This window comes from Dyella sp. (assembly GCF_035503745.1).
In the GTDB taxonomy this organism is placed as follows: domain Bacteria; phylum Pseudomonadota; class Gammaproteobacteria; order Xanthomonadales; family Rhodanobacteraceae; genus Dyella_B.
The window spans coordinates 59,102-78,984 of sequence record NZ_DATJTC010000044.1; the positions used below are offsets into that span (position 1 = coordinate 59,102).

Sequence of the window (19,883 nt, forward strand, 5' to 3'; positions counted from 1 at the left end):
CCTAAGAAGGCCAAACCGCATCGCACGATGTTACGGCAACGTAGAGGCGGCGTGGAGTACGCCGGCCAATTCATTAGCTGCTTTGGCAATAACTGCCGCATCGGGGGCGCATTCGTGCGCCGGTCCGATCGACGAAGTCTTTGCGGCACTCGCGGCACCTCCGGCAGGTGCTTGCGCAAATGCCTTACACGGATTTGACTTCGCCCCCATCCATTCGAAGCATCGCACCCGTCATCCAGTGGGCGGAAGGAGAAACCAGGAAGGCCATCAGCTGGGCAATCTCCTCGGGCGTCCCGTATCGTGCAATACCCGCATCGCGCGGAAAGCGCTCCATGGCCTCGGTGGCCGTCATATTGTGCAGGGGAGCCCAATGCTCCAGGTATGAGCGACGGCGGCCCGTCATGACGGGCCCAGGCAACACGCTGTTGACCTGCACGCCATCGGCAATGCCGCGATCGGAGAAGGCTTTGGCCAGCGCGATGATGGCGGCATTGATGGTCCCAACGGCCGCATACGGAGCCTTGGGAAAAATCGCCGAATTGCCTGAGGTGAATACGACAGAACCCCCGCTTTGCTTCAGTGCCGGCCATGCTTCGATGGTGAGCCGTCGTGCGCCATGAAGCTTGAGTGCCATGCCTGCATCCCATTGTTCGTCGGTCATCTCGAAAAGATCGACCTGAGGGACGGCGCCGGCAATATTGAGCAGAGCATCGATTTGACCGAAGGCGGCCAGCGTTTTCTCGATAACGATCTTTGCTGCCGTTTTCTCGGCGAGATCAAGATCGATGACCAATGTCTTGGCGCCCAGCGACTGAACGGATTCAGCCGTTTGTTGCAAGTTGCCCAGGTCCCTGGCCACCAGGACCAGTGCCTGAAAGTCCTTTGCCAGCCGCAGCGCGGTCGCTTTGCCAATCCCTTGACTGGCACCGGTCACGATAGCCGTTGTATTTGCCATGGCAGCCTCTTGTTTGCCTCCGCAGGGTAGGGGTCAGGTAGCGAAGCAGCCACGGATGTCTTCAGCGATCGCCCTTGCGTGCGTCTCGAGGGCGAAATGACCCGTGTCGTGGAAACGAATTTGCGCACCGGGGATGTCGCGCTTGAACGCCTCGGCGCCCGGAGGCAGAAAGAAGGGGTCGTTCTTGCCCCAGGTTGCCAGAAAGCGCGGGTGGTGGTTGCGAAAGTAACTCTGAAACGTCGGATAGAGAGCCACGTTGCTCTGATAATCAAGGAAAAGATCCAGCTGCACGTCATCCATGCCCTTGCGCGCCAGATAGAAGTTGTCGAGCGCAATGCCATCAGGTGAAACCATGGATTCGTCCGCCACGCCATGGGTGTATTGCCAGCGCGTGGTTTCCGGCGAAAGAAAGGCGCGCAAGGCTTCTCGATTGGACGTGGTCGGGCTTTCCCAGTAGGCGCGGATGGGATTCCATCCATCGCTCAGGCCTTCCACGTAGGCATTGCCGTTTTGAGAGATGATGCCGGTTATCCGCTCGGGGTGTTTGACGGCAATTCGAAAGCCGGTCGGGGCGCCATAATCGAACACGTAGATCAAGAATTTATCGAAACCGATCACCTCGGTGAATCGATCAATGACGTTTGCGATATTGTCGAACGTGTATTTGAACGTTTCACGCGTGGGCATATCGGACAGCCCAAATCCAGGCAAGTCCGGGGCGACCATATGAAATGCATCGCTCAGTAGCGGAATGAGATCGCGAAACATGTGGCTGGAGGTTGGAAATCCATGCAGCAAAAGCAGTTTCGGTTTTCCGTTCGACCCCGATTCCCGGTAGAACACATTGAAGCCGTCAGCGTTGGCTTTGCGATAGTGGATGGTGGACATGGAGGGATCTCCTTTGAACTTGGCAGGGTGCGTTGTGCCGGGTTGCCGTTGTCGGCCACGCGTACAGGCCGCTTCTGGTGTCAGATGTCGCTACCAGATATCGCCTCCAACACGATTTTCGCGACGGCGTCGGGCGCTGTGACGATGGGGACGTGATCGACAGGTTGAGCATCGATGCTGGCCTTCATTCGTTCGGCCATGAAACGCTGCGTCTTTTCCGGAATCATGTGATCGCGTTCCGCGACAAGAAACCACGAGGGGACGCTGCGCCATAGCGGCTTAGCGACAGGGACGGTGATGCAAGCGACTGAAATGGGCAATTGGGCCTTCTCCAGCATCCTTTGCTCATCAGGGCTGGCGTCCTGGGCAAAAGCGGCGGCAAATGCCCCGGATGGGAGATGGATCCATCCATCACTGTCGGGCGCGAGCTGTGGCGTCGTCTCATCGTGCCCGTAGCGGTTGAAGACATCGGCGACAGTTTCTCCCTCATCGGGAGCCAATGCCGCTATGTAGACGAGGGCGCGCACTCGCTTGTTGCGCGTCGATGCGATGACCGCGCCTGCATAAGCGTGCCCTACGAGGACGACCGCACCATCGATGTCGGCCAAGGTTTTGTCCAACGCGGCGGCATCGTCGGCAAGCGACGATAGAGGAAGACGAAACGTCCTGGTCTTGACGTCGCGGGTTTGAAGTATCTGAACGACCTTGTCCCAGCTGGATTCGTCAGCCCATGCACCGTGGGCAAACACGACAGTTACATGATTGGCGTTCATTGCTCGACACTCGCATCCCGAACAGGGGTAGCTAAAGGCAAAACCCGAGAAAAATCCCACCCGAAAGGGTATGTATGGCAGACGTGGATTGATTTAGGGCGGTGATGTGGTTGCCGCATCTATGCGCATTGCACGCACGCGATCGCATTTAGGCGGGCGAGAGTCTATGGCTCGTCGAGAAACCCGCGCCGCATGGCGATGGTGACGGCGTGAGCCCGGTCTTTGGCTTCCAGCTTTGCCGAAACGCTCTTCATGCGGGTCTTGACTGTGTCCTCCGAAATGCGCAACTCCAGACCGATGGCGCGGTTGGTCAAGCCTTGCGCCACTCTTCGCAAGACCGCCAGTTCCCTGGCGGTTGGGGACTCATACCCGTGATGGGCATGCAGGTCATGAAGCAGCCAATGGGTGACGACTTTCCTTCCATCTAAAGCACGTCGTACCGTTTCAACGATTTCTTCGCTGGACGCCGTTTTGAGCAAATACGAGATTGCGCCGGCAGCCATGGCCCTTGCCACGCGACCATCCCCGGAATAGGTCGTGAGCACGATTAAGCGGGCATCAGGGTAGTCGCTGCGAATCTCGCTGATGGCTTCGATACCGTCTACCCGCGGCATCTGCAGGTCAATGAGAGCGACTTCGGGCTGAAGCTCGCGAAACATCGCAATCGCCTCATGCCCATCGGATGCTTCAGCCACCACCTTTATATCGCGCTCTCGTTCAAGCGTGCAGCGAAGGCCCTCGCGCATCATGGGATGATCGTCGACCAACAGAATTCGAATAATTTGATCCTTCACCATCGCGATGCCTCCTTGATATGCCTGCTCTCACGCCGGCAAGCGTTTTGGCGCAAGTGGCCATATGACAGGGGGTTACTTGGCAAGCCATCACGGCCGATACCAAGTCTAGGTTGACGGGCCTCTTTTCCCAGCCACGATCGAGTCTATTTGGCCCACTTGCCGGGTGAAAATTGAATTGTTCGGTCGGTTAAGCGACTCGATCGGGTGAAAATGCCTTTGTGGCGTTGAAACGCCCAAGGCTATGATTCAAATAGGGATTGTGCGCAGGTCAACTCACAGAACGCAAAGGATAGGGCTTGCGACGACACCCCCAAAACTACACTCAAAAGAGTGAAGCCGTCGTGGTGGACGCATGGCTAATCTTGGATGCGACGGTAGGTGAGGGATGGAATGGGGAAAACATCCACGCCGCGAACGCCAAGCTGCAGGAAGCAATCATTTGAAGTGATTTGTTTGGGGATGGCACGTCGATGAGGCACTTCATTCTGTCAAGCCCTGGAAAGTTCGAGCTCATCTGCCGCCGATCCCCGGTCGCCTTTTATCGAGCGGGTGTGTCCGATGGTGTAAATATCAACATACCCATGGAGAATGCTTTATATACGGTGACATACCAATCCAGGGAGGGAAGACCAATCGTTCACCCATTAGGATCCCGCGACGTTTTGATCTTGCCCGCAGGTCTCCCCTGCGAGATGGCGTGGCGCAAGGATGCCGATGTTGTTGCGTTTCACATGGACGATACCTTTATCCGAAGCGTGACGCGCGGTTTTGAGTTCGAACTCAAGGAACCCCTGATTTTGCGCGATGCTTTCATTTCCATCGCAGCGTCCCAGCTCAGGGACATGGCCGATCTGCAAGACGAACCGTGTTACGCATTTGTCGATGCCATTGCAACCTTGGTGGCATACCGTATCGGCCTGTGCGCGGCCTCGGGCCGCGGGGTGCAGTCAACGCGGGTCGAAAAAGCTCTTTCCAAGCCCCAGGTCGATTTGGTCATGGGGTACATCGAGCACCACCTGGACAGCCAGATCACCCTTTGCTTACTCGCTGAAATGCTCGACATGAGCACTTGGCACTTCGTGCGAAGATTCACCATCAGTCAAGGCATTCCACCGCACATGTTCATCAGGCAGCGGCGCCTGAGCCGCGCACGGAGTCTTCTTTTGGAATCCAACATGTCCATTACGAACGTGGCGATGGAGGTGGGCATGACGCATAGTCATTTCAGCCGCAGTTTTTTCAAGCGGTTCGGCTCGTCCCCGCGCGAGTTCCGGCGCGTCCAAAGGGTTTGATGTTCGCACATTCGGCAAAGTGCTTGATGGTATGAGCAAGCAATTGACGACCTGGGCCGATATGCTTGCAAACGATGACACCCCGCATGTGCAGGGTGCCAAAGAACACAACAAGTTGGAGTTTTGAACGTGGCGCTCCCGGCCCCTCCCACATCTCCCGCACGAGCGGCACGTTCGGCACGAGGCCTATCCCCACCTGAGCGGGGGATAGGCCTCGGCATTTTTTGATGCGCGCAAAGGGAGTTTGTTGCGAATGACGCGGATCAGGGCAGATCCAAAAAACCCCGGCGAACGGCAATGGTGACCGCCTCGGCACGGTCTTTGGCGCCAAGCTTGGCGAGGATGTTTTTCATCCGCGTCTTGATGGTGTCTTCCGATACGCCCAGTGCATCCCCAATGGCACGATTGGTCAGCCCCTGGGCGACCAGGCGCAGCGCCGCCAGTTCTCTTGGGCTTAATATTTCATCGCCAAGATGCGCCTGGACATCTTGCAAAACGTCGCCGGTGACGATCTTCCTGCCGCCGGCGGCCGCGCGAACGATTCGAACGATCTCTTCGCTCGACGCCGTTTTAAGCAGGTAGGACATGGCCCCAACCGCCATGGCGCGCATGACGCGGGCATCGCCCGGATAAGTGGTGAGAACAACCAGCGCTGCATCGGGATATTGGCTGTGAATCTCGTTGATGGCTTGTATGCCATCGACCTTGGGCATCTGAAGGTCGACAAGTGTCACGGCGGGGCGCAGCTCCTGAAACAATGCGATCGCCTCTGCGCCGTCCGCAGCTTCACCCACGACTTTCATATCGCGCTCCCGCTCAAGCGTGGAACGAAGGCCCTCCCGCATCATGGGGTGGTCGTCAGCGAGCAAGATACGAATGATCTGACCAGTTAGTGCCACGGCACGTCCCCCGAAAACCCACGTGGGTACAGTGATTCATACCGCCGGTACCGACAAATCCGGGTGAGCGATTAATAAGATAAGCGACGAATCTACCGGTGACTAAGACTACTCTTTACGGGTGCCGGGTGACATCGCCAGAGGGTTATGGCTAAGCCCGTTTGAAGCTGTCGCATGTCCCTCAGGGTAGAGGCCTGGACCTTGAAAGGGGGTTCATTCCAACGCGAACGCATGGCAACTGCTATGGGCACTTTTCGGCAGTCCGCTATTGGAAAGGGTAAATCAGCGAGCATGAGCGATCGTCTTGCGGCGTTCGCGGAACGCGGTGACCTTGGCGCGGCTGCCGCAACGGTCCATGGAGCACCAACGCCGGCGGCAACTTTGCGATTCATCCAGAAACAGCGCCCGACAGTCGCTCAGGGCGCAGGCCTTTACGTGTCTAAGATCCGGCCCCGAAACCAGCTTGATCGCATCACGGGCGAGAAGGGACAGCGCGGCCTTGAAAGGTCTGTGGGTTCGATGGGTGGACAAACCGGTGATGGTGTCAAGCCACGGCGCCGGAATACCCACAGTTGCCGCTCGATTGAGCATGGCCACGTAGTGGCCTGGTAGAGGCCGTTGGGATCGTGCCGCTTCGATCGTGCCCTTTATCGCGTCGCGCAACGCGCGCAGTTCGGCCTCCTGGCTTTCGGACAACAACATCTCGCCGTCTGTTAGCGCCGCCGCGTCCAGCCATCGCCCAGGGGTTCCAGGGAGCTCCAGTTCGTCCTCGGTTCCGCATGCGCGGATGCGAAGGGTTCCAGCCAGGTCGAGCGACAGGCGGCCACCATTGAACTGAAAGGAGTGATTTGGCATAAAACCACACTGACCCGTTTATACGGCTAATCCGATATGCACCGGATTCCTGCGTGGAACACCACCCGGCCAAATTTACCGCGTTGAAGATGGGAAGAAACACCCGTTAGGGTGAAGTCATTGGAGCAAGTATGTCGAGAGCCTGTGAAAGGCTTCAGCGATGATGAACCTAGCTTGGCGCGCCAACGCATAAAACAGTATCGAACCATGAATGGTTTGCCGTTTCTTTTTATATCGCGTCATTCATGTGGCCGCGGCAAAACACCCATTAGAGTCGTGCGCTCCAAAAAAAGGGGTTCTATCTTGGCAAGAGCAAGAACAGCGATGAGCTCGATGCCGTCTAAGAATGACGGTGAAAACGCCGCGAGCAGGGTGGGTAAGGTGGGGTAGGCCAGCATATCGCTTTGCTCGGCGTTTCCGCCGAAATTTTATCGTACTATCCATATAAGCAAGAGAGACCATCGCCGGGGGAAGGAGGATCGCATGAATCGTCCCATTCGCGTTCTTTTGCAGACGACCATTCCTTCTTCCGACGACGATTGGCATATCGGTCGATTCAGCCTTTTGCGCGATTTTCTTGCCGGCGAAACGGACAAGTCTGGATCGCCCATGTTCGAGGTCACGGCACGTGATCGCGATGAAGTTGGCAGGCCCGACCAGGTACTGTCCGCATTGGATACGTCGAAGTTCGACGAACTTTGGCTATTCGCCGTGGATACCGGTAACGGACTTACCGGCGCCGACTGTCAGGCCATCAGCCGATTCCGCCGGCGCGGAGGCGGATTGTTTGTGACGCGTGATCACATGGATCTTGGATGTTCGGTGTGCACATTGGAAGGTGTTGGCCTTGCACATTACTTTCATTCCAAGAACAGGGAGCCCGATCCTTCGCGGCAATCGGCCGACGATACGGGAAGCCCAAGCATCCTTTGGCCAAACTATCACTCTGGTGCCAACGGCGATTTTCAGCATATCGATGCGAGCGAGCCACTTCATCCTGTGATGGCCGATCCGGATGCCCCTGGCGGGGCCATTCAATTTTTCCCCGCGCACCCTCATGAAGGTGCGGTCGGCCAACCCGAGCATGAGGCTTCGGCTCGGGTCGTCGCAAAAGGTCACAGCAAATTGAGCGGTAGAGCCTTCAATCTGGTGGTTGCATTTGAGGCTTCATCTCACGGCGGACCCGCCATCGCGCAATCGACCTTTCACCATTTTGCTGATTACAACTGGGATCCCTCGTTGGGCGCGCCAAGTTTCGTTACGGATGTTCCCGGCGATGGCATGGCGCACTCGCTGGAGGCACGACGGTCGATAAGGCAGTACGTGCGCAACGTCGCCCTCTGGCTGGCCAGGCGACCGATAAATAATTAGCGATACTCCTAAGCAATAGTGCGTTTTACGTGATAATCCAAGGTGCCTTATGCGTTGCTCATCGATGAACATTAACAGCATGGACGATGGAGATGCAGCGGCGCTTGCCGCATCCAGCGCGGCGACGGCAACCAAGAGTATTCGCGCAATAAGCGCATCGCCAAGATCCATAAACATCGAGTCAAACAAGGATTTTTGTCGCATCTCGATGGAAACGAAGCGTATAATCGAGGCGCGCGATCGCCTTGTTATCGACGCCTTCGATGCACTGGAGCTTCATCATGCACTGTTGGCGAAGATGCTTGTTCTGCGCCTGGGAGAGCGCATGAAGGCTGCGCGCTGGATGTGCTCCCACCAAAAGCCTTTCGATGGCCGGACGGCCTACGATCTGATTTCCGATGGTGACGTGGAAACTGTCTGGGACGCGGTGGAGCGTGCTTCACGTCAGGACTAGGATTCACGCACGCGCGTCTCTCGGCTCGCAGGCGCGGCTATGGAGCCAGTGAGGGGAAAGGCAGGGCACGCCATCGGCAACACTTGCCGCGTTATCGTAGCCGGGTGTGGGTACCGGGAGGGCAGGAGCCCTGCCGGCCCGCTAAGCCGGGATTCCGAGGCTCTTCAATGCCCAACATTGGGTATCCTAGACTCATCATGCCAGTAGCGTTAACCCAAGGGTCTTTTGCCCCTATTGCTTAGGGGACTGGCGGGAGAGTCGATTGAGGCACTCGGTCACGACAACAAAATGTCACTGGATAGCCGCGACTGTTACGTTGCTTGTGGCCTTCGCCAGCCTGTACTCCGAATCGTCGATTTCGCAACCATACGATCAGGAGATGCGGCCGTCTTTAGTCGCTTCCCGGGACCTAACGATCAAGCAGCTCCACCACACGGCCTATACGGCCGAAGTTGGCGCACCGCAGTTCGCATCGGGCATAACGCAAGACACACACGGCTTTCTCTGGATTGTTTCCGGTGCAGACCTATATCGATTCGATGGCGTGAGGTTCGATAGACCCCTCTCGTCCAAGCTGCCTCCAGGCTTGCTTAATTCGGTATACGGCGCTTCAACCGGAGACCTCTGGATTGGCTATCTTTTAGGAGGAGTGGCGCGCGTCCACGAAGGGCAAGTCACATTCTATCCCTTTGGCAAAGACATACCTTCAGGCACGCCATTTGATTTTCGGCAAACACCCGATGGCATCCTCTGGGTCGGTTGCACTAATGGCTTGGCTCAGTTCGTCAATGGCGCATGGCATGCGGTAGGCAAGAAATATGGGTACGACGGTCGCCGCATTTTGCAAATGGTGACCACCAAGGATGGATCGCTTTGGGTGGGAGGCATTGACTTCGCGATGGTTTTACGGCCGGGAACCCATCGATTCGTCAATGTGCAGCTCGCCCAGGCGGAGGAGGAGATTTTGCGCTCGCCGAATGTCGAATGGTGGCACTATGGCACCGATTCAGGCGCGCGTATGCGCGATAATTCAGGCGCATTATGGGTAGGTACAGCGCAAGGAATCCGCAGATATAGAAACGACTACACTGGTCAGGATGACAGGGCAGGTGATGTCGAAACCTATACAACTGCCGATGGCTTAAGCAATAACGGTATAGTCGATCTTCACGGCGATCGGGATGGCGACGTTTGGGTGACCACTGTGACGGGACTCGATCAATTTCGGTCCACTCCCGTTACCCCGATTGTTTTCGATAAGCCTATTCTCAAGCCGACATTGGCATTTGACGCCAATAGCGTTGCATGGGTCGGCAATATCTGGAACGGATATCGAATTGCTCCTGATTCAAAGCCGGAACCGACCTCACTATTAGGAAACTTCGTCTCGCTTATCGCGGCAGATCCGCTTGGAACAATATGGTTTGCCAACAGCCAAGGTCTGTACAAGATCATTGATCAAAAATCCGTCCCGGTTCCTTTGCCACCCGGACTACCGAGCAGGGAATACTCCAATAGCTATCGAGCAATCGCCTTTGGCACGAATAATGTCGTCTGGCTGTCGATCGCCGGCGCCGGGCTGTACGCCATGAGGGATGGCGTGTGGCAAAAAGACGGGGGCCTGCGTGGACTGCCTGACGATCTGGCGTTGCGCTTGGCATTCGACGGCCAAGGTCGGCTTTGGATTTTATATTCCGATGGGCGCATTGCTCTGGTCGATCATGGGGCAATTCGCGTCTATACCAAGACCGACGGCCTCGACCTAGGAGCGGCAACCGCCATCAGCGCCACCAACCATCAAATCTGGGTGGCAGGCATTGATGGCATCGCCCGTTTTACCGGAAACAGGTTTATCAGCCTCAAATTTGCTGATCAGGTCGAGTCAAAAGGGGTCACCGGATTGGTGCAAACTCGACGTGGCGATCTATGGGTACACGATGATAACGGGCTAACGTGGATAACCGGTGATGAGATCAGGCACGCTACCATCGATTCTTCGTATGCTGTGAAGGCAAGGATTTTTGGCCCCCAAGATGGCGTCGTAGGAGACGTCGACAAAATCTCACCCCTACCAGGACTCGCGCTTAGCCCTGATGGACGCCTATGGATAAGCATGAACTTGGGGGTTGCCTGGGTCGATCCGAATAATGTCCCCGTCAACAACACAAAACCGTATCCGGTTATCGACGGGCTATACGCAGATGGCAAATACTATTCAGGTGATAAGGATGCGAATCTGCCGATAGGTACTCGTAGCTTGCGCATAGATTTTACAGCGGCGTCACTGCGAAATCCGGGCGGTGTTCGCTTTGAGTACAAGCTCGGTGGCGTGGACCGCGACTGGGAAATAGCCCAGCAAGTCCGCGAGGCAAGCTATACCAATCTTCGTTACGGCAAGTACGTTTTTCGTGTCCGCGCCTCAAACGAGGACGGAGGCGGTGGTGACAACGAAGCTGCCATGCGGTTCACCATAGATCCCCACTTTTATCAAATGGCCTGGTTTAAGATTTTGTGCGCCGCGCTCGCCGCTATTGCTATATGGCGGCTTTATCTTTTGCGTGTCAATTACTTATTGAGCATTTCCCGGGCCACTGTACAAGAACGCGAGCGCATAGCGCGGGAGCTGCACGACACGCTACTTCAAAGCGTGCAAGGTCTGCTTTTTCTTATTGAGTCAGCATCCAGGGCGCCTCCTGATGAGGATATACGCCCGCTCCTGCGCAACGCGATTACATCCGCCCGAACGACCATTGCCGAAGGGCGAAGCAGCGTCGTGATGCTTCGTGGCGACGAGGAGAAAATAGATCTGGTGGATAGGCTGGTGAGTTTTGCTGACGGACTTTCTGGCGACTTTAACGTGTCTTTTCGATACGCGGTGAGAGGTTATCCGTCTGCATTGGATTCGAGCGCCGGACACGAGCTTTTGCTGGCATTGAGAGAAGTGCTGAGCAATGCCTTCCAGCACGCCAAAGCCAAACATATCGATCTTAGCGTGGCTTTCGAGCTCTGGCATCTGAAGGCGACGGTGGCCGATGATGGCGAAGGAATCGAAAAGACTGTTCTTGATGAAGGGGGCAGGTCTGGTCATTGGGGGTTGCAGGGAGTGCGGGAGCGCGTCGACGCGCTAAGAGGACGCTGCCAGATTACGTCGGCCGCAGGCCAGGGTACTGTTGTGCAGATTTCCATAGGCTCTCGCCAAATTTACGCCTCAAGCGTTCTTCGGCGTGTTATTGAACGATCCATTGCCGCAAGCGGGCGAAATATCAGCGGTAGCTAGGGATTGGCTCTATGGCTGGGCACATTTTCGTTGCTAGCTGGACGAGTTGCCTTCGCATGAGGTGTATAGAGCAATCCGCCGGGATGCTTCGCACGGTGTGCACAGTTGTGGCATTTCCCGGCAAGAATTTGGTGGAAGTCCTATCTACCATCGGAACTGGGTTCCGTGGGCAATTTGACCGGTCGCCCCACCAATGAAGGAAAGGCCATGAACACTCTCCTGCGTTTGCTCGCTAAATCCGGCCTATTGAAGAAAGACCTTGATTACCATCTGCTGCGCGCCGCAATGGTGATCATCTTCGCTTGGTTTGGCTACGATAAATGGTTCGAATCTGAAATCAGGGGACTGATTCCGCTAATCACGCACGGTCCGTTTATTTTTTGGACCATTCCCGTTTTGGGCGTCCGGGGAACCAGCTATCTGCTAGGGACTTCGGAATGGACTTTTGGCTCGCTGCTGCTCTTGGGTTTTTGGAACAAGAAATTGGGTGTTCTGGGGGCGCTCGGCTCTTGTTGCACCTTTATCGCAACCTTTACGATCCTGCCGTTCGCTCCTGGCGCGTGGGAACCCTCCGCGGGAGGGTTTCCGGCCATGACCATAGTTTCCGCCTTCCTTTTGAAGGACCTTGTTTTGTTGGTTGTGTCGGTCTATCTGCTGAAACAGGACGTCGAGCGGGTGATGGCGGCTCACGAGATGGCGTCCTTTCCGCGCTAGGCCCAGCAGACAGTACAACGCCTCATCGAAGCCGCGCCGACGCGGCAATGCACTGGCAGTTGGGCGGCATCTGCCTTTTGCAGTTAGGCCATTCCGATTATCCGAGGCCAGGATCGGGATCACCTGGTATGAGTTTCACGTGGATTTCCCACGACCACTACTCGCTAGCATAAAGTTCAACGTGTATTTTCTTCGCCTGCTTGGCCAATGCTTTGATCCCGCGGTGCACGCCAACTTTTACCGAGGTTTCAGATATGCCGATCAATAAAGAAGTTTCTTTTATGGATAGACCTTGTACTTTTGTATAAAAGATCGATAGCCTCAGTTTCGGCGGTAATGTCTGCAGCAGTTCAAAAACGTCAATTTGAGGCTCTTCATAGAAGACATCTTCATCCCCGCAAATGTTCTCCAATTGCACATCTATGCGATGGTTGTCATAACGGGACAGCGCCCTCAACGAGTTGCACATCTTGTGATAGGCGATGCTAAATATCCAGCCGGGCAATGAGTATCCATACTTAAACGACCCTCTAGCCGAATGTATCGCAGCCATGGTTTCCTGAACCAGGTCATCAATATCTATGCGTCGATCCTGGATCCGGCGTCCGAAAAACGCGCGAAGAGGGCGGATAATTTGCCGGCAAAAGTCCCGATAAGCACAATCGTCCCCGCCTAGACCATTGAAGAAATTCTCCTCCCATGTTGCACAAGGCCTGCCGTGTTTGTCGGAGTTAACCCTTACTGGCATAGACGCTTCACCAACCTTTTGTGGAATTTGCCCTTGCAATTTGTTCCAGCCGCGCATGAAACATTTAGCTTCAAAGTTTTAGTTGGTTGACTTTTAAGGTTGAGCGGCCACGAAGAAACGAGCCTGTTCAATGAGCACAAGCTAAAAGCAAAACTCATTAAAAGTCCCACCCGAAAGGGTGCTTCGCACATCCGGTGGATGATGTAGAAGAGATGATTGTCGGTACGTATCAGAAAGATTTTCAACGCATGCAAAGTGCGTTGCCGGATGATTGCAAGTTAGCTTGCATGGTTACTTTTACGAATACATGGCACGGAACGATGGGCAACTGTCGTCGGCGAGCACACGAGCTAGCTCGACTGCCAACGAGGTGAGATGGTCCCTCGTTCCTTCCGGCGCAAGCCACTGTTTCGACAAAATCGAAAGGGAACCTAAGACGACGAAGAATTTGCTTGATTGTCGCAAATTAGGCGTCAACGTTGGTTAGTGCTCGGAGATATTAAGAGACGCCTCGAGCTCATCACTTGTGTCTCAGGCGCGGACGAGAGGCCTTGTCCCGTGCTTCGGCCATGGCGGCGTCTAGTTGCTGGGCTATGAAACGAAGACTGAATCGAATTCCCCGGCCTGCTATGACGATTGGTACAAAAAACTCATAAGGCGCCTGACGGAGTCCCTTGACAAAGCGTTGGCGTAAAGTGGAAAGAATTTCATTCATTACGGACCTCCTTAAACAGAGCGCAGTCGCTCAGCGGGGTGCTGGACTACTGTAATCCTGCAGTTGCCGCTCTGTGTCACCCAGGAAGTTTTCTCCGAATGACCTTGATGAGGCCGATTCTAACGTGGGATGGGGTCTGGTGCCTTGGCCGTAAAGCGTGGGTTGCACTTCTCGGCATCGAATGCCTCCGGGCGCAAATTCAACTTGCACGCCTTGATTTGCTTCTCGGAGATGAACAAGGTTTGCAACAACTGGGCATGAATGCTTTGAAGCGTCTTCGCCCAGCGCTCCAGGGAGTTGGCGCGATCTGCGTGCCTCTGAATGTCGCGCACCGCCTCACTTTTTCTGCGAAGCATCTGATGATGGGCGCTGTATACGTCCATGAGATGCATGCGACTGTAAATCCATGCCTTGGCACGGGCAGCCTCTTCAATGTGCAGCACGCGATTGACCTCGTCCGTAGTTAGTCGGTTCGCCACATTGAATTGGGCGTGCAACTCGACGAGAGGTCCGAATGCTGCCACGCCAGACCGAATCCCGGGAAGCAACCCAAGCGCCGTGGCACGAAGGTGCAGGTAGCCCGCAGCGTAGGAGTGGCGCCGCGAAGCCTCGTCGACAGCGCCGCCAGCACCCGCTTCCACGCCATCACCGGCATGGCCCGATTGTTCGTCTGTAGTCAGATCGTGCGTGGTCAGATCGGGCGCCAGGCGCTTGGCCGCCAGGAACTCGGTATGGCCGAGAAGCGCACTGGCACAACCTGGGCCCACGAACTCCTGGTTGCCGTTCATGTCAATGACAAACGCCCGACAGGAACGCAGCCGATGCCGCTTCTGATCCTTCCCCTGGATAGCGCAATACGTATCGAACGGAACAAAGTCACGACGAAGCAGAACATTTCCCATGTGGCTCCTCTGCACGAGCTACGCTACTGCGCACCTTACCTGCGAAGCGTCTCTCAGCGTGAGACGCATCTTCGAACGAGCCGCCGACGTCCGTAGACGATTAGCATCCGCTATCGAGGGTGGGGTGAGTGTTTGCTTGCATGCCTTCCCGCTGGTGGCATAGACTTGGACCTCAACTTTGGTATTGTATTACCGTCACCATAAGTGTGTTGCCGTTGGTCAAAGCTGCTTTTGTTGGTGCGTTACCGAAGAGCATCGAATTTATTCATATGGATTTTGAATGCCTTTCCCTAGCGGATCATCCGGGCAACTTGCCGGATGCTGTTGCTCTCACGTTTAGTGTGATTGAAGGGGGCGCTGCACATTTCGAGCGGTTCGGGGTCGCGTGTCCCGCATCCGTGGCGCGGGCTGTGCTTAAGCGTAAGGCCGAATATCTCGCTGGCAGACGCGTGGCGTTGCAGGCGCTTCGAAAAGCTGGTATCGAAACCAGCGATATGGGCATCGGCCTCATGGGTGCCCCTAATTGGCCCAGCGGGTACACAGGAAGCATTACGCACTCAGAGAACATGGCAGTTGCCGTAGCTATGCCGGCTAGTGAAGTGCAGGGGGTTGGCATCGATCTCGAAAAATTTGCGTCGGCACATGCCATATCTGCGATTCAGCAAGTGGTCCTTTCTCCGGCCGAGATGGACGCTCTTTATCCCTTGACCTTGCACTTTGGCCCCCCGGCAGCGGCGACGATCGCGTTCTCTGCGAAGGAGAGCTTTTATAAGGCGACGGCGGCGTTAGTGGGCCGCATTTTTGATTTCTCCGCTGTGCGAATCACGTCTGCTTGCACCGACTTGGGGGTAATCGAGGCGAGGGTTGCTGAGACGTTAACTACTGGCATTGTGTCGGGGCGAATTTTTTCTATGGGCTTTTCTGTGTTGGATAACGAGGCGGTCATCACCAGCTGTGTATGGTGAACACATTGCTGCTTGTTGATGTTGTTCAATACGAACTTCATTATTCAACTCGGATCTAGTCTTACTGTGTCATAAACTACGCCTCATCCTTGCGCGTGCACAGCACGGACATCGATCGAGTTGTTGAGCGGTGACGCGTGCGAGCAGGTATCGCAGTGTCAGGATGGAGTCGGAAACATGGCGCTGCATTCTTCCGACCGCCACGCGGCGTGTAGCCATCGGGTAGCACAGACGCTTTTGGTTGAGCGGCGTTTTGTTTATCGCCACCGCCTTTCAGGTGCTGACAGAGGAGGAAGCCGTAGGTGCGATACATAACGTGGCGTGATGATGAAAGCCACGCCGCCATCCACGCCCTTCGTAATGGCCCAGACCAAGTGCTCACCAGATCCTTCAAGGCAACATCCGGCGGCAGGATAATCCCCCCAAGAGTGAACTTAGTTCGTGGACAACTGAAAAGTTGCATACCTTGGCCTACGGTGCAAGAAATATGGGCAAGCGGAGGCATGGATTTCCAGTACCTCGTTTGCTCGGCAAAACTGACTTCTTCCGTACGTTACGGGGGATCTTTTGGCCTCCCGTAACGTGAGTTTTCCGACTGGATGAGCCCATTGCCCGGTAGTAGCTGTCTGCGCGCGCTTGCAGGCATGACGACCGTGAGCATGTGGATAGGCCGGGCACCCTTTATGGCGCCCGCGGCGGAACAGTATCTACGCCCGCTCAGGAAGATCTTATGGCAGCCACGGGCGTGATGCGCGAGGCACGCCGCGCAGGAGGCCATACCGACAGCTGCCCAAGCGCCAATACCATCACGATACCGATGAGCACATAGCTGACTGGCAAGCGGCTCATTTCGTAGTGATGCATCAGCCATCGGTTTAGCCCGATCGCCGAAAAGAGTCCCAGCACCATACCCACCCCGGTGATGAGCAGGTTTTCAATATGGAAATAGTAGGCGATGTCGATAGCGCGCGCTCCGAGCGCGCGCCGCATGCCGATCTGCTTGGTGCGTTGGCCAACCCAGAAGCTGGTTAGGCCGACGATGCCCGCGGCGGTAAGCGCAAGCAGAATCAAGCATAAGACGCCCATCAAGGCAGCCATACTGAGATCGGCGCGATATGCCTGTGCGCGAATATCAGCAAATGAGCGAATACCTATGTCGCCGGGTATGGCGCGCATCGGGTTGAGCTTGAACAATGCCGCCTTCGCGGATTTCATTGCTTGCGCCATTTGTCCCGATTTGGCACGGATCACATAGCGCGAAAAAGAGGCATCGATCCGGATCGGCACAAGAATCGAATTGTAAGCGGTGTCCGCATCCTGCGAATCCGTCGAGGGAGTCTGCAGGCGTTTGACGATGCCGATAATGGTCATTGGGCTGTCGTCGTCGTCCTGATAAATCTGCTTGCCGATGGCCGAGGTGCCGGGGAACAGCTGGCGCGCTACATCTTCGGTGATGAGGATGACCGGCGTGGTGGGTACATTGCCAAGGCTGGCGTGCTGGATGTCGGTGCTGACGAAATTTCTGCCGGCCAGCAATTCCAGGCCCATGCCTTGCAGCAAACGCTCGTCACCAAAATAGAAGGAGTTGGTGACGCTTCCCTTGCTATTGGGCTTTAGCGAGAGTCCGCTGTCCCATGTCGAACCGAGCAGCGGCAACGTGAATGAATACGCAGCCGATTCGACTTCGGGCAAGTTGTTCAAAGTGGACAGGTCTGCACGCTCCATGGCATCGAGTTGGTCGATGCCGGCCTTGCTGTCGGCGTCCGGCGCCCCGACATAGCTTTGGGTGATGAGGAATAAATTCGACTCATCCAGGCCGGTAGGCCTTCTGATGCGTTCGATGCGCTGGCCGATAATGAAGAGCGCATTGCAGATGATCATAAGCGTCAAGGCGATTTGCAGGCTGATCAGAACCACACCGGCTTTATGGCGGCGCAGCGCGGCGAGAATCGGATGTACGGTCACGATCGGCTCCAGGTCATTACGACTTCAAATGCATGGCCGGCTGCAGACTGGCCGCGCGGAACGATGGGTACAAGCCTGCCAATACCGTGGCTATCAGTGCCATCGTCAAGGTCAGTGCGAACAGGGCTAGATCGAAATGAGCCAGCGGCGCGATTTGTGGCGGTAGCAATTGACGCATCGCGAGTACGCCCAGGGCTGTCAGCACCATGCCGAGAATCCCGCCAACCAGGCCGATCATGCCGGACTCGATGACGAATTGCAGGTAGATGGCACTGCGCGGTGCGCCGATGGCGCGGCGTACGCCGACCTCACTCGCGCGGCCCATCAGTTTGGCCAGCAGCAGGCCGGAGGCATTTACCAGGCAGACCAGGAACAGGCCAAACGCTACCAACAGAGAGACTTTGGTATCCGCCGGTACCACGTGCTTGTAGTCCAGCCATTCGGGAAGACTGCGCAGGCGGATGTTTGGCGAAGCGGTGATCGACATGCGCGCGCGCGCGAATGCATCGAGATAGCTCTTGTAGTCGATAACCTGCGCCGATGTATCCAGCTCCGCCATATAGGAGAGCCAGCGGCAACTGGAATGCTGCAGGCCGGCGAAACCGCCTTCGGGCCGCCCCGCGGGGCAATCGGTTCGGCCGGCGTTGTTGATGCCGGCGCCGATAGCGCTGGGCAGCGGTATCAGCACATCGTCTTGCAGCGTCGTAAACCCGGCGCTGTTAACTACATCGTAGTAACGCGGCTCGGGATTCCAGTGATCGGTGACGCCGACGACGCGGTAGTCGCTGCCATTGATCTGCACGTTGTAGCCAATGCTGTTGACACCGCCGAACAGCGCATCGTTGAGATGACTGGATATCACGACAACGGGCGCGCGGCTTTGATCGTCGGAACTGCCCCAGCTGCTGCCGTATTGGAACGGGACGTCCAGCATCGGGAAGAATTGTGCAAGCACGGCGTGCCCGCTCACATAGAACGGATGCTGGTCAGTGGACTTCGGCACGATGGATACGCCGATACTGTACAGCGCCGACTGATGCACGGCGCGGTCATCGCGCGTCAGCTCCATGACATCCGGATAGGACAATTGATCGGGAGGCTCGTCAGTTGCACGACCGTTCTGCGAGTTCGCCAAGCCGATTTGTGGCACGAAAAGTTTGCTTGATTTCCATGGAATAGGATCTCCCGATACCGCTCTGAAGACCGCGAAAGTCGTCATGGCCGCGGCCACGCCGAAGCCTATGGTAAGGACCATCAACGCAGTCAGTCCCCAGCGGCGTCTTAGCGCTATCCATGCTAGAGCGAGATAATAAGCAAACATCCAGTCCTCTCCGTTTATTCGGCCATCCAGATGCGCGTGTCTTTCGTATGAAATCACAGCTGCTCGAATTTTGTCACGCGTGCTTCAAATCGTGAGCGAGACGGCGATCACGATTTTTGCGAACGTTGGTGCGGTTGATTCTTCACGAAGCCATCACGCCCCACCGAGACATTCACGGAGTCATCACGTTGCCTGCAATCATACTGACGAAACCATCACGGATGGCGCGTGTGTATTGATGGAATCATCACGCATCATGTGAGCGAATTTTCGGCTGCTCGGGGCGACCAAGGCAGGTGAGAGGGGCTAAGGAGGGCGGGGCAAGCGAATGGGCGGGCGTGACTCGATTGGGCAAAGTCGCTTCGGTGGCGTTGAGGCTGTGCGGGTTTTGCCAGAGCTTGTACGTGCGTTATCCGTAAGGCTGCAATCGATCCAAATTATTTATTTGAAAATCACGCGATCCGCATGGCTTATTTAAACGAGACGATTTGTCACACCTCGCTACGCATAAGCATGGGATGAAGCAATGTAAGAGTGTTTACTTTGAAATAGCCTCATGTTTTGATGTTGAAGTTGGTGTTTTGCACAGCTGACTAGTGTTGAAAAGTCGAATTTTCTTTTGAGGTGCATGGGCTGGTGAAGCTGCATTCGATCTGGAACTTGCGGCACGAAATGCGCCTCGTAATTTGTACCCGTTTTTTTATGGCCACTGGAATGACGACCATGAGTTGGAATGACGAGAGCACGATGTTCGAGGTCGTGAGAAATCACGAAGAACAATATTCGATCTGGCCTGCGGCAAAAGACATTCCTGCGGGATGGGTCGCGGTAGGGCGGCAAGGAAAGAAGGAAGAATGCCTTGCTTACATTAAGGAGGTGTGGACGGATATGCGCCCGCTCAGTCTCCGACAAGCCATGGCCAGCGCCGCCAATCCGAGCTCCTGAGCAGCTGCGATTCTGCGCGCTGCTAATTGCGCGCTGTTTGTTTGGGT

General features: G+C 55.8%; 18 protein-coding genes. 7 read left to right on the forward strand and 11 right to left on the reverse strand.

Annotated features, from left to right (window positions below; translation table 11 throughout):
* Positions 1–184 precede the first annotated feature (184 nt).
* From VME63_RS17355 to VME63_RS17370, 4 genes are all read right to left on the reverse strand, one after another.
* A complete protein-coding gene (locus VME63_RS17355) occupies positions 185–955 on the reverse strand; it encodes an SDR family oxidoreductase (protein WP_325434653.1) in 771 nt (256 codons plus the stop codon).
* A 33-nt stretch (positions 956–988) separates the two neighbouring features.
* Positions 989–1,843: an alpha/beta hydrolase gene (locus tag VME63_RS17360; RefSeq protein ID WP_325434654.1), complete on the reverse strand. Its 855-nt coding sequence runs from the start codon at positions 1,841–1,843 to the stop codon at positions 989–991.
* An 80-nt stretch (positions 1,844–1,923) separates the two neighbouring features.
* Positions 1,924–2,616 carry an alpha/beta hydrolase gene (locus VME63_RS17365; protein WP_325434656.1) on the reverse strand — a complete coding sequence of 231 codons (693 nt, stop codon included), beginning with the start codon at positions 2,614–2,616 and terminating at the stop codon, positions 1,924–1,926.
* A gap of 164 nt (positions 2,617–2,780) precedes the next feature.
* A complete protein-coding gene (locus tag VME63_RS17370) occupies positions 2,781–3,413 on the reverse strand; it encodes a response regulator transcription factor (RefSeq protein WP_325434658.1) in 633 nt (210 codons plus the stop codon).
* A 692-nt stretch (positions 3,414–4,105) separates the two neighbouring features.
* Here VME63_RS17370 and VME63_RS17375 point away from each other — a divergent pair.
* Complete coding sequence (locus VME63_RS17375) at positions 4,106–4,705, forward strand: AraC family transcriptional regulator (protein ID WP_325434660.1); 600 nt, start codon at positions 4,106–4,108, stop codon at positions 4,703–4,705.
* Positions 4,706–4,968: 263 nt separating this feature from the next.
* Here VME63_RS17375 and VME63_RS17380 read toward each other — a convergent pair whose 3' ends face one another.
* Entirely contained in the window at positions 4,969–5,577 is a 609-nt protein-coding gene (locus VME63_RS17380) for a response regulator transcription factor (RefSeq protein WP_325434686.1), read from the reverse strand.
* A gap of 309 nt (positions 5,578–5,886) precedes the next feature.
* Positions 5,887–6,459 (reverse strand): CGNR zinc finger domain-containing protein, encoded by a 573-nt coding sequence (locus VME63_RS17385; protein ID WP_325434662.1) that lies wholly within the window; start codon positions 6,457–6,459, stop codon positions 5,887–5,889.
* 483 nt (positions 6,460–6,942) lie between these two features.
* Between VME63_RS17385 and VME63_RS17390 the strand changes: the two genes are divergently transcribed.
* From VME63_RS17390 to VME63_RS17405, 4 genes are all read left to right on the forward strand, one after another.
* Positions 6,943–7,830 carry a hypothetical protein gene (locus VME63_RS17390; RefSeq protein WP_325434663.1) on the forward strand — a complete coding sequence of 296 codons (888 nt, stop codon included), beginning with the start codon at positions 6,943–6,945 and terminating at the stop codon, positions 7,828–7,830.
* A 64-nt stretch (positions 7,831–7,894) separates the two neighbouring features.
* Complete coding sequence (locus VME63_RS17395; RefSeq protein ID WP_325434664.1) at positions 7,895–8,284, forward strand: hypothetical protein; 390 nt, start codon at positions 7,895–7,897, stop codon at positions 8,282–8,284.
* A 322-nt stretch (positions 8,285–8,606) separates the two neighbouring features.
* Complete coding sequence (locus tag VME63_RS17400; protein ID WP_325434665.1) at positions 8,607–11,561, forward strand: sensor histidine kinase; 2,955 nt, start codon at positions 8,607–8,609, stop codon at positions 11,559–11,561.
* Between the two features lie 207 nt (positions 11,562–11,768).
* On the forward strand, positions 11,769–12,275 hold the full coding sequence (locus VME63_RS17405) for a YkgB family protein (RefSeq protein WP_325434667.1): 507 nt from the start codon (positions 11,769–11,771) through the stop codon (positions 12,273–12,275).
* Between the two features lie 157 nt (positions 12,276–12,432).
* Here VME63_RS17405 and VME63_RS17410 read toward each other — a convergent pair whose 3' ends face one another.
* The 3 genes from VME63_RS17410 to VME63_RS17420 form a co-directional block, all read right to left on the reverse strand.
* A complete protein-coding gene (locus VME63_RS17410; protein ID WP_325434669.1) occupies positions 12,433–13,080 on the reverse strand; it encodes a sigma-70 family RNA polymerase sigma factor in 648 nt (215 codons plus the stop codon).
* A gap of 463 nt (positions 13,081–13,543) precedes the next feature.
* On the reverse strand, positions 13,544–13,738 hold the full coding sequence (locus tag VME63_RS17415) for a hypothetical protein (RefSeq protein WP_325434670.1): 195 nt from the start codon (positions 13,736–13,738) through the stop codon (positions 13,544–13,546).
* A 119-nt stretch (positions 13,739–13,857) separates the two neighbouring features.
* Positions 13,858–14,640 carry a hypothetical protein gene (locus VME63_RS17420; protein WP_325434672.1) on the reverse strand — a complete coding sequence of 261 codons (783 nt, stop codon included), beginning with the start codon at positions 14,638–14,640 and terminating at the stop codon, positions 13,858–13,860.
* Between the two features lie 140 nt (positions 14,641–14,780).
* Here VME63_RS17420 and VME63_RS17425 point away from each other — a divergent pair, with 140 nt between their 5' ends.
* The gene (locus VME63_RS17425) at positions 14,781–15,605 is read left to right on the forward strand and encodes a 4'-phosphopantetheinyl transferase family protein (RefSeq protein ID WP_325434674.1); all 825 of its coding nucleotides are present in this window, start codon (positions 14,781–14,783) and stop codon (positions 15,603–15,605) included.
* Between the two features lie 717 nt (positions 15,606–16,322).
* Here the strand turns inward: VME63_RS17425 and VME63_RS17435 are convergent.
* Both VME63_RS17435 and VME63_RS17440 read right to left on the reverse strand, forming a co-directional pair.
* The gene (locus VME63_RS17435; protein WP_325434676.1) at positions 16,323–17,570 is read right to left on the reverse strand and encodes an ABC transporter permease; all 1,248 of its coding nucleotides are present in this window, start codon (positions 17,568–17,570) and stop codon (positions 16,323–16,325) included.
* 16 nt (positions 17,571–17,586) lie between these two features.
* Positions 17,587–18,891 (reverse strand): ABC transporter permease, encoded by a 1,305-nt coding sequence (locus VME63_RS17440; RefSeq protein ID WP_325434688.1) that lies wholly within the window; start codon positions 18,889–18,891, stop codon positions 17,587–17,589.
* 723 nt (positions 18,892–19,614) lie between these two features.
* Between VME63_RS17440 and VME63_RS17445 the strand changes: the two genes are divergently transcribed.
* Positions 19,615–19,836: an MbtH family protein gene (locus VME63_RS17445; protein ID WP_325434690.1), complete on the forward strand. Its 222-nt coding sequence runs from the start codon at positions 19,615–19,617 to the stop codon at positions 19,834–19,836.
* Positions 19,837–19,883 lie beyond the last annotated feature (47 nt).